Here is a 25,067-nt window from a genome sequence, read left to right as displayed (position 1 = left end):
AACAGGATTTATTTAATTTAATAATCTGTATAGTTATTTTAGGACGGCACATAGGACGGCACAAGGACGACACAAAGGCATGGATAAAGCATAGATAAAGCATAGATAGTGCATGAATAGTGCGTGAAAAGTCCCATACCCCAGCTCTCCAAAATCTTCTAATAAAAAACTTTACAAACGTCTCTTTTTTTTACGCAATTTTTAAAGTATACCACCAAACGAAAGGAAGCAGGCAATCCCTGATTCGAAAACCCGTCTTGAATGTTTCACAACAAATACATTATTTCGATTTAAGCCCAATATTAAGTTCCTATCTCAATAAATAATTCGTAAATCGTAATATAATAGTTTACTTTTGCAAAAAAGTTGTGTTCTGTAAAACCTTCATAACTTATAATTTATAACTCATATCTCATAAAGTGAATTACTTATCTGTAGAAAACATATCGAAGTCTTTTGGCGAGAGAACGCTTTTTGACAACATCTCATTCGGAATCAACAAAGACCAAAAAATTGCTTTTATCGCTAAAAACGGTTCTGGAAAAACAACCATCATGAGTATTATTAATGGCCTGGATGAGCCAGATACCGGACAAGTAGTTTTGAGAAAAGGCATCCGAATGGCATTCTTATCTCAGGATAACAATTTACAAGATGAGTTAACAATCGAAGAAAGTATTTTTGCTTCTGACAATGAAACGCTAAAAATAATTGAAGCTTACGAAAAAGCACTTGAAAACCCTAACGACGAAGAAGCTTATCAAAAAGCTTTTGACGGAATGGACCAGCACAATGCATGGGATTTTGAAACACAATACAAACAAATCTTATTCAAATTAAAACTGGAAGATTTCAAACTTAAAGTTAAAAATCTTTCGGGAGGACAAAAAAAACGTCTTTCATTAGCCATTATTTTGATCAATCGTCCAGATTTACTGATCTTGGATGAGCCCACCAACCACTTAGACCTTGAAATGATTGAATGGCTGGAAAGCTATTTCGCAAAGGAAAATATTACCTTATTTATGGTAACACATGACCGTTTCTTTTTGGAACGTGTTTGTAATGAAATACTGGAATTGGACAATGGTAAATTATACCAATACAAAGGAAACTACTCGTATTATTTAGAGAAAAAAGAAGAGCGAATTACTTCTGAAAATGCCAGCGTTGACAAAGCTAAAAACTTATTTGTAAAAGAATTAGAATGGATGCGACGTCAGCCAAAAGCGAGAACGACAAAATCTAAATCGCGTCAGGATGATTTTTATGTAATAAAGGAAAAAGCCCAAAGCCGAAGAAAAGAAAATAAGGTTGAACTTGAAATTAATATGGAACGTATGGGAAGCAAGATTATCGAGCTTCACAAAATTTCTAAGAAGTTTAAAGATCATGTTATTCTTGACAATTTCAGTTTTGATTTTCAGCGTGGTGAACGAATCGGAATTATTGGTAAAAACGGAACCGGAAAATCGACTTTCTTAAATCTTCTTACCGGAACTCTTCCACTAGACAGTGGTCGTGTTGTAAAAGGTGACACTATAAAAATTGGTTATTATACGCAAAGCGGAATCAATCCGAAACCGGGTCAGCGTGTTATTGACATTATTAAAGAATACGGAGAATATATCCCACTTGCAAAAGGAAGAATGATTTCGGCTTCACAGTTGTTAGAGCGTTTTCTTTTTGATGCGAAAAAACAATATGATTTTGTAGAAAAATTAAGCGGGGGTGAATTAAAACGTTTGTATTTATGTACGGTTTTAATTCAGAATCCTAACTTTTTGATTCTTGATGAGCCAACAAACGATTTAGATATTGTAACGCTAAACGTTTTAGAGAGTTTCCTTTTAGATTACCCGGGATGTTTACTGGTTGTTTCTCATGACCGTTATTTTATGGACAAAATTGTCGATCATTTATTTGTTTTTAGAGGGCAAGGTGAAATCGAAAATTTTCCAGGAAACTATTCTGATTTCAGAGCATACGAAGATAGTGCCGATGTTGCTCAGAAAGAAGAGAACAAAGCAGAAAAGAAAGACTGGAAACAAAATAACCCAACAGGAAATTTAAGTTTCAACGAACAAAAAGAATATCAAAAACTGGAAAGAGAAATAAAAGATCTTGAAATCGACAAAACTAAAATCGAGCAGTTATTCTCTGACGGAAAAGTTGCCGATGCCGATATTGAGAAAAAAGCAAATGAATTACAAAATATCATTAATAAAATAGACCAGAAAGAGGAACGCTGGTTTGAGCTTTCGGCTAAAATTGAAGGGTAATTTTTTTGCTTAAAGTTTCAGGTTTAAATCGAAATCAACCTGCGACCGGGAATGAAAACTTTATTTACCTATATTTATTATCTTAAAACAAATACTACAATAAAATGAAACAATTTTTATCTGCCTTAATGGTCATGACATTTTTTATTTCCTGTTCAAGCGATTCAGGTTTACAAAAACCAGACACCACAGATTATACTGAAAAAAATGACAAAGAAATCCAGGATTATTTGACTAAAAACAATTTAACTGCCACTAAAACGTCAACCGGATTGTGTTATATTGTAAAAGAACAAGGGACTGGAGAAAGTCCGACAAGTGCATCAACTGTAACTGTTGTTTACAAAGGAACTTTGACTAACGGAACAGTATTTGACCAAAGTACTACTGGAATAACATATCCTCTAAACAGATTTATTTTAGGCTGGCAGGAAGGATTAACTAAATTTAAAGAAGGAGGAAGCGGAATCTTATTAATTCCATCGCGTTTAGGATACGGAAATACTCCTGTACAGAATATTCCTTCTGGTTCTGTTTTAATCTTTGAGATCAAATTAACTAAAGTAGCCAACTAAATTTCAGGTAAAAACTGTATTGAAATGCTATTTCAAATAAAGTCATATCTAAAATTCCTTTGGAACTCCAAAAACGAACACGGGGTACATTCTCCATTTGTTTTTAGTTTGTTGACAAAATGCTTTTACGACAATAAGTCTAAATCTGAATATTCGATCCTGAAAAACTACAGGAAGTCATTACTTGAAAATAAAAATTTCATTGAAGTAACTGACTTTGGTGCCGGTTCAAGAGTTTTTAAATCGAATACAAGACAAATTTCTAAAATTGCAAAAACGGCGGGAATTTCACCAAAACGGGCTGAATTATTATTTCGTGTAACCAATTATTTTCAACCTGAAAATATGCTTGAGATAGGTACATCCTTAGGCCTAGCAACTTCTGCTTTGGCCTTAGGAAATCCGAAAGCAAAAGTAATTACACTTGAAGGCTGTTCCAATACAGCGAGTATTGCCAAAAAACAGTTGAATGAATTTAACTGTAAAAATATTGAAAATGTAATTTCAGAGTTTGAATCTTTTCTAATTTCAGAAAATCTACAATCCAAAACCTACAATCTAATATATTTTGACGGCAATCATTCCAAAAAAGCAACTTTAGCTTATTTTGATCTTTTACTACCAACCATTCATAACGATTCCGTGTGGATTTTTGATGATATTCACTGGTCTTCGGATATGGAGGAAGCTTGGAAAATTATAAAAGAGCATGCTAAAGTAACCGTAACAATTGACACTTATCAATGGGGCTTTGTTTTCTTCAGATACGAACAGAAAAAAGAACATTTTGTAATCAGGACATAAAAAAAGACAACCATTTCTGATTGTCTTTTTTAAAAAAAAATCTAAACCTAACTAACCTATTTCTTAGCTTCTTTGTTCTCTTCAGATTTTGCTCCCATTCTGTTTACAGTATACATAGGCGCAAATTTGATTTTTAAACCTGCAATTTTTCTGTTATCTTCTGATGAAAGCCCTTCTTTTTCAACAGTATTTTTTCTACTGTCAAGTGCTTCATATAATAATTTAATTTCATCCCAGTCTTCACGAGAATAACTGTCTTTGTTATTTTCTACAGTATGCACAAATTGTTGGTAAACGCTATGAATATTTTGAGCATTCACCCAGGCAAAACTCACGTCATCACCAATTTTTCCTTCTCCGAATAATGCATTACGCAATTGCTGTTTTGAACTTACAGGCGGAGCAAGTTTTGCAGTCATCTCATTTTTAAATTCCTCATACTTAACCTTACTCGTATTTATTCTTTCTGTTTCTGCTGCATTATCTTTAATTTCTGCAAGGGCCAATTTTGCATTTTCTGCTCTTCTGTCATATTCTGCCTCTACAGCTGCCCAATCTGCTTTCAGATCATCTGCTGCAACATTTTTTACTGAATCCACATAGGATACATAAGAATCAATTGTTTTTTTTGCCTGTTCTTGTTTTTCGTCTTTACACGATGTAAAACCTAATGCTATTAATACAATTCCTGATAAAATTTGTATGTTTTTCATAATCTTGATTATTTAATTATTATTTAACCAAATTTACTTAATACCACTCCCAATAAATTACATCATTATCATGTTTTAAAAAATAAAAACATATTAAAAATATAAAAGACACAGAATAATGATAATTATGCAAAATCAACAAAAAAAAGTATAACAATTTTCTTTTATAAAAACATACAATTTTAATACATTTTATAAAAGAGCTTTTGTAACAAAATCCGATTCTAAACTACTTATACTTTTTATTGAAAAGTGTTTTGTACTTTTAAATCCAAAATTGTAAAACGAAATGGCAAATCCATTAATTAAAATAACTGACATCAAACGAAATTTTGTACTGGGTAATGAAATCGTATATGTTTTAAAAGGAATTAATTTAGAAATCAACAAAGGAGAATATGTAGCTTTAATGGGGCCATCAGGATCAGGAAAATCAACCTTGATGAACTTACTGGGATGCCTCGATACACCAACTTCCGGGCATTATGTTTTAAACAATAAAGATGTCAGCCAGATGAAAGATGATGAACTGGCCGGAATTAGAAACAAAGAAATTGGTTTTGTATTTCAGACATTCAATCTTTTACCACGAACAACGGCCTTAGACAATGTAGCTTTACCAATGATTTATGCCGGATATTCTAAATCAGAACGCAACACAAGAGCGGTAGAAGTATTAAAACAAGTAAACCTTGCTGACAGGATGGACCATCAGCCTAACCAGCTTTCAGGAGGACAACGCCAGCGTGTCGCTATTGCACGTGCTTTAGTCAACAAACCTTCGATTATTCTGGCAGATGAGCCAACCGGAAACTTAGACAGTAAAACTTCTGTAGAAATCATGAAGCTTTTTGGTGATATTCACGCTCAGGGAAACACTGTAATTCTGGTAACTCACGAAGAAGATATTGCCGCTTATGCGCATCGGGTTATTCGTTTAAGAGACGGATTAATTGAAAGTGACACATCTAAATAATTTTAGATTATAGATTTTAGAGTTAAGATTAATCTAAAGTCTAAAATTTGAACTCTAAAATCTAAAAAAAATGAAAGTATATACTAAAACCGGAGATAAAGGGACAACCGCTCTCTTTGGAGGAACCCGTGTACCTAAAGATCATATTCGCATCGACAGTTACGGAACCGTCGATGAATTAAATTCCTATATAGGATTAATTCGTGATCAGGAAATCAATACTCACTATAAAACTATTTTAATCGAAATTCAGGATCGTCTTTTTACTGTTGGTGCCATTTTGGCAACTCCGCAGGAAAAAGAAGTTTTAAAAAACGGCAAACTCAGATTAGAAAATCTCGGAATAATCGATTCGGATATTGAATTACTGGAAAATGAAATTGATACAATGGAAGATACGCTTCCACAAATGACTCATTTTATTTTACCTGGCGGTCACCCAACCGTGTCACATTGTCATATCGCACGCTGTATTTGCCGTCGCGCAGAACGCCTCGCCGTACATTTAAGTCATAATGAACACGTCCCTGAAATCGCAATTCAGTACTTAAACCGACTTTCTGACTACCTTTTTGTCTTGGCACGGAAGTTGTCCTCAGACTTAAAAGCAGAGGAAGTAAAATGGATTCCGAGGAAATAAAAATTTAGATTTTTAAGCAGTTCCAAAATCTAAAATCAACAATCTAAAATCTGTAATTAACAAGACGTTCTTAAATTTTCTTAAAATAAATCAAAATTTACTTGTCTTTTTCAGTAAAAAATTTATTTTTGCACAAACTAAATCGACAACAGATGTATTGGACATTAGAATTAGCATCTTATTTAAGTGATGCGCCGTGGCCTGCTAACAAAGACGAACTTATTGACTACGCTATTAGAGCAGGAGCTCCTTTAGAAGTAGTAGAAAACCTACAGTCGATTGAAGACGAAGGCGAGATATATGAATCAATGGAAGAAATTTGGCCTGATTATCCAACAGACGAAGATTATCTTTGGAATGAGGATGAATATTAAAAAATAAACCAAAGGAAAAAGTCTCATCAACGAGGCTTTTTTTTTGGTTCAAATACATATTATACAATAAAGAAATACAATAAATCATGAGTTTCATAAACAGTATTATTAAAGTCTTTGTAGGTGATAAATCACAGAAAGATGTTAAAGCTTTACAACCGTATTTAAACAAAATTAAAACATTCGAAACCAGCTTGATAAGTTTGTCTCACGACGAATTAAGAGCCAGAACGGTATATTTTAAAGAAAGAATAAAAGAAGCCAGAGCTGATAAAGACGCTAAAATCGCTTCACTTAAAGCGGAAGTTGAAAACATCGAAGACATCGACAAAAGAGAAGATCTTTATGATGCTATTGATACTCTTGAGAAAGAAGCTTACGAAATCTCAGAAAAAACTTTATTGGAAATTCTTCCGGAAGCTTTTTCTGTTGTTAAAGAAACAGCCCGTCGTTTTAAAGACAACTCTCATATTGAAGTTACTGCTACTGCAAAAGACCGCGAATTTTCTGCAACAAAATCGTATATCGAAATTGATGGCGACAAAGCTATATGGGCAAATAAATGGAATGCAGCTGGTAAAGAAATTACCTGGGACATGATTCATTATGATGTTCAGTTAATTGGCGGAATGGTTTTGCACGAAGGTAAAGTTGCCGAAATGCAAACGGGTGAAGGTAAAACTTTGGTTGCAACACTTCCTCTTTACTTAAATGCTTTAACCGGAAACGGAGTTCACTTAGTAACCGTGAATGATTATTTGGCAAAACGTGATAGTACCTGGAAAGCACCTTTATTCGAATTCCACGGTTTAAGTGTTGACTGTATCGATAATCACCAGCCAAGTACAGAACAAAGAAAAAAAGCATACGACGCCGATATCACTTACGGGACCAACAACGAATTTGGTTTTGACTACTTAAGAGATAATATGGCACATTCGCCAAGCGATTTGGTACAAAGAAAACACAATTATGCCATTGTCGATGAGGTCGATTCTGTATTAATTGATGATGCAAGAACACCGCTTATTATTTCAGGACCGGTTCCTCAGGGTGATCGTCATGAATTTAATGAATTGAAACCAAAAATCGAAAACTTAGTTGCACAACAACGTCAGTTGGCAAATGGTTTCTTAGCTGAAGCTAAAAAATTAATCAAAGAGGGAAATACTAAAGAAGGCGGATTCTTATTATTAAGAGCTTACAGAAGTTTACCTAAAAATAAAGCATTAATTAAGTTTTTGAGTGAAGAAGGAATCAAACAATTGCTTCAAAAAACTGAAAATCAATACATGCAGGATAACAATCGCGAAATGCATAAAGTGGATGAAGCTTTGTATTTTGTAATTGAAGAAAAAAACAATCAGGTAGAATTGACAGACAATGGTATTAAATACCTTTCTGGCGATACTGATTCTGATTTCTTCGTTTTACCGGACATCGGAACTGAAATTGCTGCTATCGAAAGACAAAAACTGGATAAAGATGCTGAAGCGGAAGCAAGAGAAAAATTATTCCAGGATTTTGGAGTAAAAAGCGAGCGAATCCATACTTTAACGCAACTTTTAAAAGCGTATGCTTTATTCGAAAAAGATGTTGAGTACGTGATCATGGACAACAAAATTATGATTGTCGATGAGCAAACAGGTCGTATCATGGACGGACGTCGTTATTCTGATGGTCTTCACCAGGCGATCGAAGCTAAAGAAAATGTAAAAATTGAAGCTGCTACACAAACATTTGCAACTGTTACATTACAGAATTATTTCAGAATGTACAGCAAATTGGGAGGTATGACCGGTACAGCTGTTACAGAAGCTGGCGAGTTATGGCAGATTTACAAACTGGATGTTGTAGAAATCCCAACCAACAAAGGAATTGCAAGACAAGATAAAGAAGATTATATCTACAAAACTACACGTGAAAAATTCAACGCTGTAATCGAAGATGTTACCCAACTATCAAATGCAGGAAGACCAGTTCTAATTGGAACAACTTCTGTAGAAATTTCAGAATTATTAAGCCGAATGTTGAAAATGAGAGGCGTTACCCATAACGTTTTGAATGCTAAAATGCACAAACAAGAGGCTCAAATTGTAGAAGAAGCAGGAAAAGCCGGAGTTGTAACTATTGCAACAAACATGGCTGGTCGTGGTACCGATATTAAATTAACTCCAGAAGTAAAAGCTGCCGGAGGTCTAGCAATCGTGGGTACTGAGCGTCATGATTCCCGTCGTGTAGACAGACAGTTACGTGGACGTGCGGGACGTCAGGGAGATCCGGGAAGTTCTCAATTTTATGTTTCTCTTGAAGACAACTTAATGCGTTTATTCGGTTCTGAAAGAGTTGCTAAAGTTATGGACAGAATGGGATTACAGGAAGGTGAAGTTATTCAGCATTCTATGATGACCAAATCTATAGAACGTGCTCAGAAAAAAGTAGAAGAAAATAACTTTGGTGTTCGTAAACGTTTATTAGAATATGATGACGTTATGAACTCGCAGCGTGAAGTAGTTTACAAACGTCGTCGTCACGCATTATTTGGTGAGCGTTTGAAACTTGACATCGCAAACATGCTTTATGATACCTGCGAAGTGATTGTTGACCAAAATAAAGTAACAAACGATTTCAAAAACTTTGAATTTGATTTGATTCGTTATTTCGGAATCACATCTCCAATTGCTGAAGCTGATTTCTCTAAATCATCCGAAATCGAAGTCACCGGAAAAGTATATAAAGAAGCTTTGGCTTTCTATACAGAAAAAACAGAAAGAAGTGCCAGAGAAGCTTTTCCAATCATTAAAGGAGTTTTTGAAGAGCCAAACAATCATTTTGAGCGCATTGTAGTTCCTTTTACTGACGGAATCAAAACGCTGAATGTTGTTACAGATTTAAAGAAAGCTTATGAAAGCGAAGGTGCTCAGCTGATTGCTGATTTCGAGAAAAACATCACACTTTCTATTGTTGATGAAGCCTGGAAAAAGCACTTACGTAAAATGGACGAATTGAAACAATCAGTTCAATTAGCTGTTCACGAACAAAAAGATCCATTGCTTATCTACAAATTAGAAGCTTTTAATTTGTTTAGAGGAATGCTGGATAACGTTAATAAGGAAGTTATCTCATTCTTATTCAAAGGTGATTTACCTGCTCAAAACGTTCCTGAAATTCACGAAGCAAGAGAAGTTCGTCAAAAAGAAAACTTTAAATTAAGCAAAGACGAAATTCCAAACAGCGAGGATATCAATCGTGAAGCCGGAGAAACACAACAACGTCAGGTTACAGAAACTATCGTAAGAGATATGCCAAAAATCAATCGTAATGATACTGTAACGGTTCAGGAAGTTGCTACAGGTAAAACTGAAACAATGAAATTTAAAAAAGCAGAAACCCTAATTGCCAATGGCACATGGGTTCTTGTGAAATAACAATTTCTAAAAAATACATTCTAAATCCCCAATTACTGTAATTGGGGATTTTTTTTTCAAAAAAACGAATATTTATTCTTTATAAAACGAATAAACTGTACTTTTGCATTCGAAAACAAAACACAACTTGAAAAGGTTATTTATCATATTTCTTTCCTGCATGCTATTAGTTCCCTCTTTTGGCAGTTTCTTTGTTTATACTTCATTTAAATTAAATCAGGAAGAAATTTCAAAAACCATCTGTGTACAACGCAAAATGGTTTTTAATAGTTGTAACGGACGTTGTGAACTTCAAAAAAGTTTAAAAAAATACGCTGATAACGAAAAAAGAATGCAAAACAATCTAAAAGAAAAAGCAGAGATTGTTTACATTCAAAATATTCCTTTAGCTAATTTCAAATTAGTTACACCTATCGCATCAACAGCACAACTTTTTGCTTCTTTTGATGCAAAACCGATTTCGGTTTCCAATAGTACTTTTCATCCTCCATCCTATTTTATATAAGTTTTAGTACACTTTTCAATTCAAACTGAAAAGATTTTCTTGTCTCAATGTCAGGAAAATAACATGCTACTTTTAAAATTTATATAATTTAAAATGAAAAAAATATACTTTACCTTACTCATCATTGGGCAATGTGTCCTTGCACAAAATAAAACAGAGCAAGACACAACTAAATCACAAGAACTTGAAAATGTTTTTATAACTGCTAATCGTACCGCAACTTTACGCAAAGAAACCCCTGTTGCTATCAGCAAATTAACTGCCAAAACCATCAACGAGGCTAAAGCTACAGCGGTTTACGAAATCATCAACAAAACGCCTGGAGTTTTAATGGTCAATTTAGGGAACGAACAGCATATGATGTCGATTCGCCAGCCTATGACCACGAATGCTTATTATTTATATTTAGAAGACGGATTGCCAATTCGGCCAATGGGAATCTTCAATCATAATGCTTTGTTAGAAATTAATCAGTTCAACCTTCAAAGTATAGAAGTGGTAAAAGGTCCCGTTTCATCTTTATATGGTCCGGAAGCTGTTGGCGGAACAATCAATTTAATTTCACTAAAACCACCTGTTGATCCGGAATTTAAATTTGGCGTTCAGGCTGATAATTATGGATATCACAGATTTCAGGCTGCTGGTGGTGCTACAATCGGGAAAGTTGGTTTTCATATTGCCGGAATATCCAGTTTACAGGAAAACGGCTGGATGACCTATTCTGATTACAATAAAGACAATCTGAACGCGAGAATCGATTACAACATCTCGCCTTCTACCCGATTAATCAGCAACACCATGTACGGAAAATATTATTCAGACATGAGTGGAAGTGTGAATGAGGAAGCTTTTAACAACAGAACCTATAAAAGTACTACTGATTTCACTTATAGAAAATCGGATGCCTTAAGAACACGCTTAACATTAGAGCACGACTGGAACAGCAATTCAAGCAGTTATATTACCGGTTATTTGCGTGATAACAAATTAGGCCAAAATCCTTCATACGGAATCAAATGGAATCAGGCTGTAAATCCCACAACGGCTAAAGGAGAAGTCAATTCAAACAACTTCAAAAGCTACGGAGCAATTGGACAGCATACCCAACAATTTAATTTCTTAAATACAAAATTGGTTGCCGGGGCCTTATATGATTATTCACCTGTAACCTATTGGTCGTATGTAATCGATTTAAAAGCCAATCTAAATCCGGGAGAAGCAGGCAAACAAACCGTAGATTCGTATGAAATTATCGCAGAACATCCGGATTCAAAACTGGCAGATTATTCGGCAGATATTTTCAATACAGCAGGTTATGCGCAATTGAGTTTTAATCTGATTGAAAAACTAATCATCACATTGGGCGGCCGTTATGACAATATGAAAGTTGATTATGATAACGCTCTCGATCTTTCTTCAGGAAGTAGAGTTTATGATAAAGCTACATTTAAAGCTGGTGCCAATTACAACCCAACACAATTCGCTGGATTTTATGGCAATTATTCTCAAGGCTTTGCCCCTCCGGGAATTACTTCCATTTTCAGGACTAAACCGGGAACTGGTGGTACAACAGGTGTTCCTGCCGAATTTTATTATAACTTAAAACCGGCAGATTTCGACAACTATGAAATTGGCGGATGGCTTTCTTTCCTCCAAAATAAATTAAATTTTGATTATGCTTTTTACTATATGGAAGGTAAAAATGAATTATTAAGCATCAAACTTCCTGATAATTCAACCGATTATCGTTCGGCTGGAGAAACCCGACATAAAGGAATTGAATTTGGCGCTTCTTACCGACCTTCAAAACAATTGAACATTCGTCTTGGCGGGACTTACGCACAGCATACTTATATCGATTTTAAACTTTCAGACAAGCCATCAGATCCGGTACAGAATTTAAACGGAAAAGAAATGCCGGCCGCTCCAAGATGGTCTGGAAATTCAGAATTAAGTTATTACCCAGAGTGGCTTCCCAACTTAAGAACTTCTGTTGAGTGGCAGCTTGTAGGGAGTTACTATCAGGACCAGATCAATACCGTAAAATACGATGGTTACAATTTATTCAATGCGAGAATTGGCTACCAATGGAGAAAAATTGAGGTCTACGGAAATGTGATGAACTTAACCGATAAATTATACGCCTATAATGTTTCGAGATCGAATGTTGCAAACGCACAACCCACTTACACGGCTGCAGCACCCAGAACTTTCGTATTCGGAATTCAATATAATTTATCATTAAAAAAATAAGTATCAGGAGCTAATCCCGCTCTACGCTATATCTTTTGTGGCGAACCCCGCCACAAAAGGATATCGCTTCGATCGGGGCTAAAAAAACTAACAATGAGCAAAGAAATAACAGCCAAAAAATCTAAAAAGAAAGATTCAAAATTTATAAAAAAAATCAAACAACACATGTACAAATGGCATCGTGTTATTGGTTTAATCACCATTATTCCTGTCATTTTCTGGACATTATCCGGTTTAATGCATCCATTCATGGCGCATTTTTTTAAACCCGAAATTGCACATGATAAACTGGAACAGCAGATTATAGATAAAAGTCAACTGCATTTGTCGATTCAGGAAGTATTGAAACAAAACTTTATCAATGATTTCAAAAATTTCCGAATCGTTCAATTCAATAATACCACCTATTATCAGGTAAAAATGATTCCAGGTGATTTATTGTATTTTGACACATCAAATGCAAAAAAACTCAAAAACGGTGACCAGAAATATGCTGAATGGCTTTCAAGATATTTTCTGGACGATCAAAAAAGTGCAGTCAAAAATAGTGAAGTTGTAACCGAATTTACTTCGCAATACAAATACGTAAACCGTTATTTACCTGTTTACAAATTAAGTTTTGATCGCCCGGACACTATGGAAGTTTATGTTGAAACCTCATCAGGCAAACTCGCTACTTTCAATCCGGCTTCAAGACAATGGTTCATTTGGTTTTTTGATGTATTTCATAACTGGTCGTTTGTAGATGCTATTTCTAACAATAGTATAAGAATTATAACGATGATTTTCCTTCTATCCATTATTGGATTTTCTGCTTTGAGCGGAATTTTAATTTACGGTTTGCTGTGGAAACAATTCAAAAAAACTGATATTGTACAACCTAAAAAAGGACTTCGAAAATACCATCGCCAAATCGGAATATGGGTTTCGCTTTTTACTTTGACCTTTGCTTTTAGCGGTGCTTATCACGCTACCACAAAATGGGAGCCATACACCTTATCGCAAATGGTTTATGAACCGACATTTTCAACAAAGGAAATTCAGATTGCAAATAACAACCTGAATTTAGACTGGGATCGTTTTCAGAACATGGGAATTATTACACTTAACGATACTATTTACTATCGTTGTCAGTTGATTCAAAAACAAAAATATAAAACCTCAAAATCTGACTCGAATTCAAAATGGAATAAAAAAGGCGATAAAAAATCAGAAACAGTCTATATTAATGCGGCTACTAATCAAATAGCTCCCAATATCGATTTACAATATGCAGAATATTTAGCCTATTATTTTACAGGCGGTGCGCCACAGGAAGCCTGCTGTGAAATGATTGAAAGCAGTGATCACGAACCTCAGCCTGATCTGGAAAATGTAAAATTATTAGAATCAAAAATCATAACTGATTTCGAAAGCAGGGAATATGGGTTTGTCAACAAAAGGCTTCCGGTAATAAAACTGGCTTATGATACGCCTGAAAAAACAACTTATTTTATTGAAACATCAACGTCAAGATTAGCCGCGGTTATCAATAATTCAGATAAAGTTGAAGGGTATTCTTTTGCCATTCTCCACAAATTTTTATTCATGGACTGGGCAGGAAAGAACATCCGTGACCTTTCAATGGTTTTGGCTGCATTGACTATTTTAGTTGTTAGTATTCTTGGATTTATTTTGTTTTTGAAGAAGTAAAAAAGAATCTCGCAAAGTCGCGAAGTCGCAAAGTTTAGTTTTAATATTATTTCTTAGCGTTTCTATGCCTTTGCGAGATTAATCAATTTATCGGGGATTCTCCTCGTAATAACGCGCTTCAATTCGCTTAATATCCTTAATCGAATTTCTCGCCCATGACAAACGCTTTTCTAAAATTTCTTGTTCTGATAATTGCCAGTTGATATCTGAATTTCGTAATCTGTTGGTTAAATTCTGAATGATGATGGCTGCCGAAACAGAAATATTCAGACTTTCGGTAAAACCAACCATCGGAATTTTTAGAAAACCATCGGCCTTATCCAATATTTCCTGCGAAAGTCCGTCGCGCTCTGTTCCGAAAAATAAAGCACTTGGTTTGGTTATGTCAAAATCTTCCAGCAAACAATCATTTTCATGAGGTGTTGTAGCAATAATTTGATACCCCTGATTTTTTAAAGTAGAAATACAATTGGCAACCGAATCAAACTGATTGATATCTACCCATTTTTGAGCGCCCATTGCAATTTCTTTATCGATTTTTTTACCGTAACGCTGTTCAATTACATTCAGTTCCTGAATTCCAAAAACTTCACAGCTTCTCATTACGGCACTCGTATTGTGCATCTGAAAAACATCTTCAACAGCAATCGTAAAATGTTTGGTACGATTTCCCAGAACATTCAGAAATCTTTCTTTGCGGTTGTCTGTTAGTATGTTTTCTAAGAAAGCTAAGTAATCTAAATCAATCATTTTGGTGTTTATTTGCGGCAAAAATAGTAATATTTTTCATATCGAGTAAAATAACCAAAAGCCCCCAATCTAAACTGGTATGTTTTAATTCATACTATTCTAAAAATCGGTTATTTTTACTAATTACTAACTGCCTCATAAAAATGACATTAATGAACAAGCATTTTCACAAAAGCATTTTGTGTGCTTTATTTCTCACCCTTTTTGCCTGTGCAACAAAACCTGCTAAAGAAATTTCTGTTGGATATGGCTGGAGCAATAATTCTGTTAATACGGTTAAATTCAGAAAAAATGCTGTAACTACTTTTAAAAACTTTCAGTTTACAGCCTATTACGATGATAGTGGCTCAGTAGTCTTAGGCAAAAGAAAACTTAATACATACACTTGGGAAACCGTAAAAACACCTTATTCCGGTAATTCAAGAGATGCTCATAACAGCATTAGTATTGCTGTGGACGGAGATGGTTTCTTCCACATCAGCTGGGATCATCATGATACTAAACTTCGGTATGCAAAGAGTAAAGCACCTTTAAGTTTAGATTTGGGTAATGAAGAATCAATGACCGGCATTGCCGAGCAAAAAGTAACCTATCCTGAATTTTATAATTTACCAAACGGAAATTTATTGTTTTTTTATCGTTCAGGTGCTTCCGGAAGAGGTAACATGATTATTAATTCCTATTCTGTAAAAGACAAAAAATGGTCGCAAATTCAGAGCAATCTATTAAATGGCGAAGACAAAAGAAGTGCGTATTGGCAAGCCAAAGTAGATAAAAAAGGCACAATACATCTTTCATGGGTTTGGAGAGAAAGCTGGGATGTATCGACGAATCATGACATCTGTTATGCCCGCTCTTCTGATGGTGGTTTGAGTTGGGAAAAATCAAACGGAGAAAAGTACAATTTGCCAATAACTGTCGCATCGGCAGAAATTGCATGGAACATTCCGGAAAAATCGAATTTGATCAACCAAACTTCGATGACAGCTGATGAAAATGGAAATCCTTATATTGCTAACTATTGGAGTGAAAATACTATTCCGCAGTTTCAGATTGTTTATTTAGAAAATGGCGTCTGGAAAAAAACAAACACAGCTTTTCGAACAACTCCTTTTTCTTTGGGAGGCGGCGGCACCAAAAAAATCCCAATTTCCAGACCTGATTTATTAATTAAAGAAGAAGGGGAAAATCGCTATTTGTACCTTCTATTTAGAGACAGCGAAAGAGAAAACAAAGTCTCAATGGCTTACACGAATTTAGATAAAAACAGTAATTGGAAAATAACAGATTTAACAACAACATCAATAGGTCAATGGGAACCCAATTATGACATTTCGCTTTGGGAAAAACAAAAAAAACTTCATATCTTTCTTCAAAATGTAAATCAGGTGGACGGAGAAGGTTTGGCAAAATCAGAGCCAACAATGGTACGAATATTAGAAGTGAATCAATTACCAAAATAATTGCAATACAAAAAATGAAAAAGAAATTAGTGGTGTTAACCGGAGCCGGAATAAGTGCCGAAAGCGGCATCAAAACATTTCGTGACAGCGATGGATTATGGGAAGGTCATGACGTAATGGAAGTAGCAACTCCTGAAGGCTGGCGTAAAAATCAAGAACTGGTTTTAGATTTTTATAATAAAAGACGCCAACAGCTCAAAGAAGTCGAACCCAATTTAGGACACGTAATTTTAGCCGAATTAGAAAAAGATTTTGATGTCCATATTATCACCCAGAATGTAGACGATTTACACGAAAGAGCCGGAAGCACAAAAGTCCTGCATCTGCACGGTGAATTGCTAAAAGTAAGAAGCGTTCAAAACAAAAAACTGATTTTAAATTGGACTGAAGATCTGTTCACTGGAGATTTTGACGAAAATGGACATCAACTTCGCCCACATATTGTTTGGTTTGGCGAAGAAGTTCCTGCTCTCGAAGAAGCAATAAAAATTGTGGAAGAGGCAGATTATTTTGCCGTAATCGGTACTTCTCTGCAAGTTTATCCTGCTGCAGGATTAATCAGTTACACCTATAGTATTACTCCGGTTTTTTATATTGACCCAAAACCAATTGCGATTCCGAATATTCAAAATAAAGTAGAAACGATTGCAAAATTTGCTTCAGAAGGAGTAGCTGATTTGAGAGAAAAACTATTGATTTTAGAAAAAGCAATATGATTTTCGAAAACTGGCTCGATCAATTATCCCAATTCAACCTGATTTATCTGTCGGTTTTCTTTCTGATTGAAAATTTAGTTTTGATTTATTTATCTGTTTTAATCGGTAAAATTATTGAACCAGAAAATACCGTATTAAAAAAGACTGATCAAAAATGGGTGTTTTCAACCCTCATTTGTAATACGTTTATAACAGTATTGGGTTTTGAATTGTATCGTTTAGGAATCCTGAGAGTAGATTTTTCAGCATCAATCCTGTCTTTATTATTTGATACTTTATTGCTGATTTTTTTAATGGACTTTTTTATGTTCTGCTTTCATTTTCTGGCGCATCGCTTAAAATGGTTCAATCCTATTCACAAACTTCACCATACCCATGTTGACACCAGTGTTTACAGTCTGTATGTGCTTCATCCTGTAGAAACTTTAGGTTTTGGTTTTATATGGCTGTTTTTAATTACGCTTTTAAAGTTCAACTTTTTAAGCATCGTTATTTATCTCATTTTAAATTTGTCATACGGAATATTTGGGCATTTAAAGACCGATATTTTTCCGGATTATTGGTATAAAAACTATTTTACAAAATGGATTTCAACCACAAAATTCCACAATGATCATCATAAAAATGAATCTCGTAATTATGGATTTTACTTTACGATTTGGGATAAAATTTTCAAAACCATAATTTAAAGCATAATATAGCTTCAGTAATTTTCAGAAGTTTTAACAATACCTTATATTTGCACCTTTCGAAAAAACAACATAACGATGACTACTCTAAACGAATTGAATGCTATATCACCAATTGACGGAAGATATAGAAGTAAAACCCAAAATTTAGCACCTTACTTCTCTGAAGAAGCTTTAATAAAATATCGTGTATTAGTTGAAGTTGAATACTTTATAGCTTTGTGCGAAATTCCATTGCCGCAATTGCAAGGCATTAATTCAGATTTATTTGAAAGCCTTCGTAATATCTACAAAAATTTTTCGACTGAAGATGCGCTTTGGATTAAAGAAACTGAAAAAGTAACCAACCACGACGTAAAAGCGGTTGAATACTTTATCAAAGATGCTTTTGAAAAATTAGGTTTATCTCAATATAAAGAGTTCATTCACTTCGGATTAACCTCTCAGGATATTAACAACACAGCCATTCCGCTTTCTACAAAAGAAGCTTTTGAAAAGGTTTACATGCCTTCGTTAATTTCTTTGATTTCTAAATTGAAAGAATTAAGTGTTGAATGGGCAGCCATTCCAATGCTGGCACGGACACATGGACAGCCGGCCTCTCCTACCCGTTTAGGAAAAGAAATTTTGGTTTTCGTAGAGCGTTTAGAAGAACAGATGCGTTTGTTATTCAATATCCCGTTTGCAGGTAAATTTGGCGGGGCAACAGGAAATTTCAATGCACATCATGTAGCATACCCGCAAATTGACTGGAAACAATTCGGAACTAAATTTGTTGAAACTGATCTTGGTTTACAACATTCATTTCCAACAACACAAATCGAGCATTATGATCATTTTGCGGCATTTTTTGATGCTTTAAAAAGAATCAACAATATCATTATCGATTTAGATCGTGATATCTGGACATATGTTTCGATGGATTATTTCAAGCAAAAAATCAAAGCAGGAGAAATTGGATCATCTGCAATGCCGCATAAAGTAAACCCTATTGACTTTGAAAACTCGGAAGGAAACTTAGGAATCGCAAATGCTATTTTTGAACATTTATCAGCTAAATTACCAATTTCAAGATTACAGCGTGATTTAACTGACAGTACTGTCCTAAGAAATGTTGGAGTTCCTGTTGGACACACCATTATTGCTTTTGAAGCTACTTTGAAAGGTTTGAACAAATTGCTTTTAAACGAAAGTAAATTTGCCGAAGACTTAGAAAAAAACTGGGCTGTAGTGGCAGAAGCTATTCAGACTATTTTACGTCGTGAAGCGTATCCAAACCCATATGAAGCGTTGAAAGGATTAACCAGAACGAATGAAGCGATTGATAAAAACGCAATTCATAATTTTATTAGAACCTTAGAAGTTTCTGATTCCGTTAGAGCCGAATTAATGGCGATAACTCCTAGTAATTACACAGGAATTTAAAGAAAACCTAAAATATTTTGTCAAAAAAAGCTATCTTTATCGGGATAGCTTTTTTTATTGAATTTATTAGAATTAGCCCGGATTAGAATGGAAAGCCTTTTGTAAAAAAACCATATTTTTTTGCAGGGACAGAGCGACCAGCGGAAGCTCCTGAAACTGCTTTAAAAATATGTTTTTTGCACAAAAGCTTGAAATGGAAAGCCGGAATAGCTCCTGAACAAAAAAATACCATTTATGCTTGCCTTAAACGCCGCTGCCGAAACTACTCACCACTTACAACCCTTAATCAGTGATCTGGGATTAATCCTGATGACTGCCGGAATTGCTGTTCTTATTTTTAAAAAAATGAAACAGCCTTTGGTTTTAGGATATCTGATTGCCGGATTTCTGGCAGGAAATCACTTTGACTTTTTCCCATCGATCTCCGATATGAAAAGTGTGGAAGTCTGGGCTGAAATTGGGGTAATCTTTTTGCTTTTCAGTTTAGGACTCGAATTTAGTTTTAAAAAACTGATGAAGGTGGGCGGAACATCATCTATTACCGCCATTACACAAATTATATTTATGGTGCTCATTGGTTATTGTGTTGGCCAATGGATGGGCTGGGGAAAAATGGACAGTATTTTTCTTGGTGCGACACTTTCGATTTCTTCCACAACGATTATCATAAGGGCATTTGATGAATTGGGAGTAAAAGGAAAAAAGTTTGTTGGAATTGTATTTGGAGCTTTGATTGTTGAAGATATCGTTGCGATTTTAATGCTCGTATTACTCTCTACTATTGCCGTAAGCGATCAGGTTTCCGGAACAGAATTATTGCAATCTGTTTTAAAATTAATTTTCTTTTTAATCATTTGGTTTCTGGGAGGCATTTTTATTATTCCTACGATACTCAAAAAAGCAAAACATCTTCTGACAGATGAAATGCTGCTGATTATTTCACTGGCCATGTGTTTGATGATGGTAATTTTTGCCGCAAATGTTGGTTTTTCTCCTGCTTTAGGCGCTTTTATAATGGGATCTATCATTGCAGAAACTACTCAGGCTGAGAAAATAGAACATTTAATTCAGCCGGTAAAAGATTTGTTTGGAGCCGTATTTTTTGTGTCTGTAGGAATGTTGATTAATCCGGATACCCTGATTACGTATGCATTACCAGTAGCCATTATTACATTGTTAACTATTTTTGGAAAAGCATTGAGTTCTTCTTTTGGTGCACTTTTATCCGGACAGCCCCTTAAACAATCCGTCCAAACCGGAATGAGTCTGGCACAAATTGGGGAGTTCTCTTTTATTATTGCAACATTAGGAATGACACTTAAAGTTACAAGTGATTTCCTTTACCCAATAATTGTTGCGGTATCCGCCATTACAACCTTTACAACACCTTTTTTAATCAAATATTCTGAATCCTTTGCACTGGTTTTAGAACAAAAAATGCCTAAAAAATGGGTTAAAAACATCAACCGCTATAGTGTTAATGCACAGGCTATAAAATCGGTAAGTACCTGGCAAATTGTGCTTCGGTCTTCGGTAACACAAATTATACTTCATACCATAATCATTACTGCTATCATTTTATTGTCGTCAAAATTTGTAGCGCCTTCGGTTGCCGATACCCGATTCGGAAATACATTAGCCGCTTTATTAACTTTAGTTATAATTGCTCCGTTTTTATGGGCACTTTCCCTGCGTCGTGTAAAAGTCGATGAAGTTGAAATTTTATGGGAAGAACGCAAGTATCGTGGCGCTCTTTTAATGCTTATTTTAATCCGAATGAGTTTGGGATTATTTTTTGTTGGATTTTTACTAAACATCTTCTTTTCGCCAACAGTGGCTTTTGTAGCGTTGATTATAGCTATAGTTGCTTATCAAATATTCCCGAAAAAACTAAATGAACAATATCATAAAATCGAAAATCACTTTTTGAAAAATTTAAATGATCGTGAAAACAAAAAAATAGACAGAAGATATGCCAATTTAATGCCCTGGGATGGCCACATGTCTATTTTTGAAATTGGAAAAGAGTCGAACCTTGCCGGGAAGACATTAGAAGAATTGCGCATTAGAGAATCAATGGGAATTAATATTGCGTACATCAGACGTGGAGAAGTCACGATTCCGATTCCGACTAAAACCGAACGTTTATTTCCGGGCGATGAAATTTCTGTAATTGGTACCGATGCTCAAATTACCGAGTTTAATAATTATTTGAACCAAAATGAAATTGAAGCTCCTAAAAATGTACAAGAATCTGAAGTTGTTCTGCGTCAGTTGGAAGTTTCTAATGAAGACTTTACGGAGAAAAGCATTGGTCAGTTTAGAGGAAAAACTGGTGGAATGGTGGTTGGAATTGAAAGAAACGGAAACCGAATCCTAAACCCTGAATCTAGTTTGATTTTACAGCAAAACGATATTATCTGGGTAGTTGGTGATAAGAAAAAGATGGCTGAGTTATTGAAAAGCCGTTAAATAGCTAAGTTTTTTAATTAACGACAATAAATTTATAAGGTGCTAATTAATCTAAGATCAAAATCTCAGAAACTTAGCACCTTAGTATCTTAAAATCAAAAAAAAGCTTATTTATTTGGCTGTGGAGTCAAACGTAAATAGGGCTTAATTGGTGTATGTCCTTTTGGGAATTTTGCAGGAATATCACTATCCGGAATTGCAGGTGCAATTACAACATCCTGTCCATCCTTCCAGTTTGCAGGAGTAGCAACACTATAATTTGCCGTTAACTGCAAACTATCAATAACACGAAGCAATTCGTCAAAATTTCTTCCTGTCGAAGCCGGATACGTTAAAGTTAGTTTTATTTTTTTATCAGGTCCGATTACAAAAACAGAACGCACTGTAAATTTATCGCTTGCATTTGGGTGCAGCATATCATACAAATTTGCTACTTTTTTATCTTCATCTGCAATAATTGGAAAATTAACCTCTGTATTTTGGGTTTCGTTAATATCTTTAATCCACTCTTTATGTGATTCTAAACCATCAACACTCAAAGCTAAAACTTTAGTGTTTCTTTTTGTAAATTCTGGAACGTAATTGGCTACTGTTCCTAATTCAGTTGTGCAAACCGGTGTAAAATCTGCAGGATGTGAAAATAAAACACCCCATGAATCTCCTAACCATTCATGAAAATTAATTGTTCCCTGTGTAGTTTCAGCCTGAAAATCCGGAGCTATATCGCCTAATCGTAATGTTGACATAATTATGTTTTTTAGTTCCCCTAAAATTAACTAAAAAATGCATTCAGAAAACAATCAAAATTTAAAAATTAGTTAAAATTCTATTTTCCCTATATAATTAATTCATAATTAAATAAAATTCACAATAAAGTACCATATGGCAAGGGTTAGAAAGGAAATTGGGATTCCAAAACCAACCATCATACTGCTTAATTTAGGTTTTAAACCATAAGTCGAAGCCAAAATTGCACCTGTAATCATCGGTGCCATAGCCGTTTCCATTATCGTAATTTTTATAGGCTCAGAATGCTGTTTAAAAATGAAAACATATAGAACTAAAATGACAAACGGAACCAGGAAAAGCTTAAAAAAAAGTCCGAGGCGTAAGAATTTCCAGTGCTGGCTTTTCCTGTCAAAACTTAATTGTAATCCTACTGATAACAAGGCCAGTGGTGTTACCAAACTTCCTATTTTTAATAAAATAAATTCAATATCTAAATTCAATTCATAATTATAAACATTCATTAAGCAAGCCAGAACAAACATTATAAAAGGAGGAAATAATATTATTTTCTTTATGATACCAAAAGCATCCGGAGTCCCTTTAGAATAAAAGGCGGCAACAAAAACCCCTAAAGTTGAAACTACCACGAAGGTTCCTGGCTGATCAACCAAAATTGCCGTTTCTAAACCTTTTTTCCCAAATAATGCTTCAATTATAGGGTAACCAAGGAAAGACGAATTGCTTAATCCGGCTGTTAAAATCAAACAGCCAATCAATTTATTGGACCACCCTAATCTTTTTCCTAAAAAATGAAAAAACGCAAACGCCAGGATAAAAGTTATCCAGCCTGAACCAATTGGAAATAATAATTCATTGCTCCATTGTATTTTCGGAATATGGCATAAAGTAATTGCCGGAAGACATACATAAACGACAATTTTGTTCAGGATTTTATAAAACGTTACTGGAAAACCTTTCACTTTTTGCAAAAGCAGTCCTAAAAATAAAAAGAAGAATATTATAATAAAATTATTCATATCACGGGATGGTTACAAAAGTAGGTATTTATAATTTAGTGACTGGTGAAAAGCGAATAGTAATTAGCTTTTGTATAATGTGGATATTAAAAAAAGATTCCCAAAAGACTTAGCATTTAGTAATCATATTACTTTTTACTAATCACTTTTTACTAATTACTTTTTACTAATTACTTTTTACTAATTACTTTTTACTAATTACTTTTTACTAATTACTTTTTACTAATTACTTTTTACTAATTACTTTTTACTAATTACTGAAAAAAAAGTTAAAATTAGGTTTTGTGTTATAAAACTCATTATATTTGTAATATAATTTATTACAGTATGCTTTCAGGTAAATTTGCCATAACGATTCACATCCTTACTTTGCTCACTAAATTCCCGAATGATTTTTTGTCGTCAGAATTTATTGCAGGAAGTATCAATCTGAATCCGGTTTTGGTCAGAAAAGAAATTGCCAACTTAAAAGCACATCATATTGTAGAAAGTAAAGAAGGTAAAAACGGCGGAACAAGATTAGCCAAAAATGCCACTGATATTACCCTGAAAGAAATATTTCAAATGACTTTTGACACGATTAATTTAGGTTATGCCAAAAATCAACCCCATCCGGATTGTCCTGTTGGAAAGAAAATCAATGAAAATTTATCGGGATTGTATGCCGATTTAAACGAAAAAGTAAGTTTAGAACTGAAAAACATCACATTAGAAGATTTCTCTAATCAGTTTTAAAGCTATTTTTTTATCCAAAACTGTAACTTTTTTTATTACTAAATAAATTTATATATTATGAAAATCGCAATTATTGGAGCAACTGGATTTGTTGGTTCAGCCCTTGTAAATGAATTCGCAGACAGAAAACACGAAATTACAGCAATTGCCAGAACTCCTAAAGATACTGCAAATGCAAAATGGATCGCTGCAGATATTTTTAACGTTGATGCATTGGCAGAAATTTTAAAAGGTCACGACACTGTTATTAATGCTTTTAATCCAGGATGGTCAAATCCGAATATTTACGAAGATTCCATTAAAGGATCAAAAGCCATTCAGGAAGCCGTTAAAAAATCAGGAGTTACCCGTTTTATCACCATCGGAGGAGCCGGAAGTTTGTTTGTAGCACCGGGATTACAAGCTATTGACACGCCTGATTTTCCAAAAGAAATTTATGACGGAGCAAATGCTGCAAGAGAATATCTGAATATCATTAAAGAAGAAAAAGAACTGGACTGGGCATTTTTTAGTCCTGCTTTTGAAATGCATCAGGGAACTAAAACAGGAAGAACAGGAAAATATCGTTTAGGTTTAGAAAACCCGGTTTTTAATGATGAGCAAAGAAGCATTTTATCTGTAGAAGATTTAGCAGTTGTTATTGCTGACGAAACAGAAATCCCAAAACACCACCAGGTTCGATTTACTGCAGGATACTAATAAAACACAGATTTCACAAATTAGCACGAATTTAAAAGCGAGATAATTAATTTGTGTTTTAACAAAAAACAGTTTTCAAGGCAATTTTCTGCTTTTGAAACTGTTTTTGT

Annotated in this window: 21 protein-coding genes; 17 read left to right on the top strand and 4 right to left on the bottom strand. The window is 34.5% G+C overall.

From position 1 onward, the window contains the following. The first annotated feature begins 419 nt into the window (after positions 1-419). The 3 genes from DMB68_RS00400 to DMB68_RS00390 all read left to right on the top strand — a co-directional run bounded on the left by DMB68_RS00400 (position 420) and on the right by DMB68_RS00390 (position 3,661). Positions 420-2,282 carry an ABC-F family ATP-binding cassette domain-containing protein gene (locus tag DMB68_RS00400; RefSeq protein ID WP_110344722.1) on the top strand — a complete coding sequence of 621 codons (1,863 nt, stop codon included), beginning with the start codon at positions 420-422 and terminating at the stop codon, positions 2,280-2,282. 104 nt (positions 2,283-2,386) lie between these two features. Further along, positions 2,387-2,857 carry an FKBP-type peptidyl-prolyl cis-trans isomerase gene (locus tag DMB68_RS00395; protein WP_110344721.1) on the top strand — a complete coding sequence of 157 codons (471 nt, stop codon included), beginning with the start codon at positions 2,387-2,389 and terminating at the stop codon, positions 2,855-2,857. Between the two features lie 24 nt (positions 2,858-2,881). Next, entirely contained in the window at positions 2,882-3,661 is a 780-nt protein-coding gene (locus tag DMB68_RS00390) for an O-methyltransferase (protein WP_110344720.1), read from the top strand. 56 nt (positions 3,662-3,717) lie between these two features. On the opposite strand, the gene DMB68_RS00385 is transcribed toward DMB68_RS00390, so the two are convergent. Then, positions 3,718-4,374 carry a DUF6565 domain-containing protein gene (locus DMB68_RS00385; RefSeq protein WP_110344719.1) on the bottom strand — a complete coding sequence of 219 codons (657 nt, stop codon included), beginning with the start codon at positions 4,372-4,374 and terminating at the stop codon, positions 3,718-3,720. Positions 4,375-4,663: 289 nt separating this feature from the next. Between DMB68_RS00385 and DMB68_RS00380 the strand changes: the two genes are divergently transcribed. From DMB68_RS00380 to DMB68_RS00350, 7 genes are all read left to right on the top strand, one after another. Continuing rightward, positions 4,664-5,350 (top strand): ABC transporter ATP-binding protein, encoded by a 687-nt coding sequence (locus tag DMB68_RS00380; protein ID WP_110344718.1) that lies wholly within the window; start codon positions 4,664-4,666, stop codon positions 5,348-5,350. A gap of 70 nt (positions 5,351-5,420) precedes the next feature. Next, on the top strand, positions 5,421-5,990 hold the full coding sequence (locus tag DMB68_RS00375; protein WP_110344717.1) for a cob(I)yrinic acid a,c-diamide adenosyltransferase: 570 nt from the start codon (positions 5,421-5,423) through the stop codon (positions 5,988-5,990). A 152-nt stretch (positions 5,991-6,142) separates the two neighbouring features. Continuing rightward, on the top strand, positions 6,143-6,364 hold the full coding sequence (locus tag DMB68_RS00370; protein ID WP_007138072.1) for a DUF2795 domain-containing protein: 222 nt from the start codon (positions 6,143-6,145) through the stop codon (positions 6,362-6,364). Positions 6,365-6,450: 86 nt separating this feature from the next. After that, entirely contained in the window at positions 6,451-9,792 is a 3,342-nt protein-coding gene (gene secA, locus DMB68_RS00365; protein WP_110344716.1) for a preprotein translocase subunit SecA, read from the top strand. Positions 9,793-9,952: 160 nt separating this feature from the next. Then, on the top strand, positions 9,953-10,297 hold the full coding sequence (locus DMB68_RS00360) for a hypothetical protein (RefSeq protein WP_110344715.1): 345 nt from the start codon (positions 9,953-9,955) through the stop codon (positions 10,295-10,297). Positions 10,298-10,390: 93 nt separating this feature from the next. Further along, complete coding sequence (locus DMB68_RS00355; RefSeq protein ID WP_110344714.1) at positions 10,391-12,550, top strand: TonB-dependent receptor; 2,160 nt, start codon at positions 10,391-10,393, stop codon at positions 12,548-12,550. 93 nt (positions 12,551-12,643) lie between these two features. After that, positions 12,644-14,242, top strand: a complete 1,599-nt coding sequence (locus tag DMB68_RS00350; protein ID WP_110344713.1) for a PepSY-associated TM helix domain-containing protein — start codon at positions 12,644-12,646, stop codon at positions 14,240-14,242. 87 nt (positions 14,243-14,329) lie between these two features. Here DMB68_RS00350 and DMB68_RS00345 read toward each other — a convergent pair whose 3' ends face one another. After that, entirely contained in the window at positions 14,330-14,992 is a 663-nt protein-coding gene (locus tag DMB68_RS00345; protein WP_110344712.1) for a TrmH family RNA methyltransferase, read from the bottom strand. A 152-nt stretch (positions 14,993-15,144) separates the two neighbouring features. Between DMB68_RS00345 and DMB68_RS00340 the strand changes: the two genes are divergently transcribed. The 5 genes from DMB68_RS00340 (at position 15,145) to DMB68_RS00320 (ending at position 21,757) form a co-directional block, all read left to right on the top strand. Beyond that, entirely contained in the window at positions 15,145-16,455 is a 1,311-nt protein-coding gene (locus DMB68_RS00340) for a BNR repeat-containing protein (protein ID WP_231131553.1), read from the top strand. Between the two features lie 14 nt (positions 16,456-16,469). Continuing rightward, complete coding sequence (locus tag DMB68_RS00335) at positions 16,470-17,171, top strand: SIR2 family NAD-dependent protein deacylase (RefSeq protein WP_110344710.1); 702 nt, start codon at positions 16,470-16,472, stop codon at positions 17,169-17,171. Next, complete coding sequence (locus DMB68_RS00330) at positions 17,168-17,860, top strand: sterol desaturase family protein (protein ID WP_110344709.1); 693 nt, start codon at positions 17,168-17,170, stop codon at positions 17,858-17,860. The genes DMB68_RS00335 and DMB68_RS00330 overlap by 4 nt, the downstream gene beginning before the upstream one ends. 78 nt (positions 17,861-17,938) lie before the next feature. After that, positions 17,939-19,285, top strand: a complete 1,347-nt coding sequence (gene purB / locus DMB68_RS00325; RefSeq protein ID WP_110344708.1) for an adenylosuccinate lyase — start codon at positions 17,939-17,941, stop codon at positions 19,283-19,285. Positions 19,286-19,519: 234 nt separating this feature from the next. Then, a complete protein-coding gene (locus DMB68_RS00320) occupies positions 19,520-21,757 on the top strand; it encodes a cation:proton antiporter domain-containing protein (protein ID WP_110344707.1) in 2,238 nt (745 codons plus the stop codon). A gap of 107 nt (positions 21,758-21,864) precedes the next feature. On the opposite strand, the gene DMB68_RS00315 is transcribed toward DMB68_RS00320, so the two are convergent. Together DMB68_RS00315 and DMB68_RS00310 are read right to left on the bottom strand one after the other, a co-directional pair. Beyond that, positions 21,865-22,503: a peroxiredoxin gene (locus DMB68_RS00315; RefSeq protein WP_110344706.1), complete on the bottom strand. Its 639-nt coding sequence runs from the start codon at positions 22,501-22,503 to the stop codon at positions 21,865-21,867. Between the two features lie 108 nt (positions 22,504-22,611). Continuing rightward, complete coding sequence (locus DMB68_RS00310; protein WP_110344705.1) at positions 22,612-23,523, bottom strand: AEC family transporter; 912 nt, start codon at positions 23,521-23,523, stop codon at positions 22,612-22,614. A gap of 327 nt (positions 23,524-23,850) precedes the next feature. On the opposite strand from DMB68_RS00310, the gene DMB68_RS00305 reads away from it, so the two are divergent. Both DMB68_RS00305 and DMB68_RS00300 read left to right on the top strand, forming a co-directional pair. Continuing rightward, the gene (locus DMB68_RS00305) at positions 23,851-24,258 is read left to right on the top strand and encodes an Rrf2 family transcriptional regulator (protein ID WP_110344704.1); all 408 of its coding nucleotides are present in this window, start codon (positions 23,851-23,853) and stop codon (positions 24,256-24,258) included. Positions 24,259-24,315: 57 nt separating this feature from the next. Next, positions 24,316-24,957: an NAD(P)-dependent oxidoreductase gene (locus DMB68_RS00300; RefSeq protein WP_110344703.1), complete on the top strand. Its 642-nt coding sequence runs from the start codon at positions 24,316-24,318 to the stop codon at positions 24,955-24,957. Positions 24,958-25,067: the final 110 nt, after the last annotated feature.

It is taken from the genome of Flavobacterium hydrophilum (assembly GCF_003202405.1).
GTDB classification, from domain to species: Bacteria; Bacteroidota; Bacteroidia; order Flavobacteriales; family Flavobacteriaceae; genus Flavobacterium; species Flavobacterium hydrophilum.
This window is presented reverse-complemented; position numbering and strand designations above follow the sequence as displayed.

Bases quoted from the DNA above. Each gene is read 5' to 3' on its own strand.
- DMB68_RS00395 (WP_110344721.1), top strand. From the start codon at position 2,387: ATGAAACAATTTTTATCTGCCTTAATGGTCATGACATTTTTTATTTCC.
- DMB68_RS00390 (WP_110344720.1), top strand. From the start codon at position 2,882: ATGCTATTTCAAATAAAGTCATATCTAAAATTCCTTTGGAACTCCAAA.
- DMB68_RS00305 (WP_110344704.1), top strand. From the start codon at position 23,851: ATGCTTTCAGGTAAATTTGCCATAACGATTCACATCCTTACTTTGCTC.
- DMB68_RS00335 (WP_110344710.1), top strand. From the start codon at position 16,470: ATGAAAAAGAAATTAGTGGTGTTAACCGGAGCCGGAATAAGTGCCGAA.
- DMB68_RS00385 (WP_110344719.1), bottom strand. From the start codon at position 4,374: ATGAAAAACATACAAATTTTATCAGGAATTGTATTAATAGCATTAGGT.
- DMB68_RS00315 (WP_110344706.1), bottom strand. From the start codon at position 22,503: ATGTCAACATTACGATTAGGCGATATAGCTCCGGATTTTCAGGCTGAA.
- DMB68_RS00320 (WP_110344707.1), top strand. From the start codon at position 19,520: ATGCTTGCCTTAAACGCCGCTGCCGAAACTACTCACCACTTACAACCC.
- DMB68_RS00330 (WP_110344709.1), top strand. From the start codon at position 17,168: ATGATTTTCGAAAACTGGCTCGATCAATTATCCCAATTCAACCTGATT.
- DMB68_RS00360 (WP_110344715.1), top strand. From the start codon at position 9,953: ATGCTATTAGTTCCCTCTTTTGGCAGTTTCTTTGTTTATACTTCATTT.
- DMB68_RS00345 (WP_110344712.1), bottom strand. From the start codon at position 14,992: ATGATTGATTTAGATTACTTAGCTTTCTTAGAAAACATACTAACAGAC.
- DMB68_RS00355 (WP_110344714.1), top strand. From the start codon at position 10,391: ATGAAAAAAATATACTTTACCTTACTCATCATTGGGCAATGTGTCCTT.
- DMB68_RS00370 (WP_007138072.1), top strand. From the start codon at position 6,143: ATGTATTGGACATTAGAATTAGCATCTTATTTAAGTGATGCGCCGTGG.
- DMB68_RS00375 (WP_110344717.1), top strand. From the start codon at position 5,421: ATGAAAGTATATACTAAAACCGGAGATAAAGGGACAACCGCTCTCTTT.
- DMB68_RS00350 (WP_110344713.1), top strand. From the start codon at position 12,644: ATGAGCAAAGAAATAACAGCCAAAAAATCTAAAAAGAAAGATTCAAAA.
- DMB68_RS00380 (WP_110344718.1), top strand. From the start codon at position 4,664: ATGGCAAATCCATTAATTAAAATAACTGACATCAAACGAAATTTTGTA.
- DMB68_RS00310 (WP_110344705.1), bottom strand. From the start codon at position 23,523: ATGAATAATTTTATTATAATATTCTTCTTTTTATTTTTAGGACTGCTT.
- secA (WP_110344716.1), top strand. From the start codon at position 6,451: ATGAGTTTCATAAACAGTATTATTAAAGTCTTTGTAGGTGATAAATCA.
- DMB68_RS00300 (WP_110344703.1), top strand. From the start codon at position 24,316: ATGAAAATCGCAATTATTGGAGCAACTGGATTTGTTGGTTCAGCCCTT.
- DMB68_RS00340 (WP_231131553.1), top strand. From the start codon at position 15,145: ATGAACAAGCATTTTCACAAAAGCATTTTGTGTGCTTTATTTCTCACC.
- purB (WP_110344708.1), top strand. From the start codon at position 17,939: ATGACTACTCTAAACGAATTGAATGCTATATCACCAATTGACGGAAGA.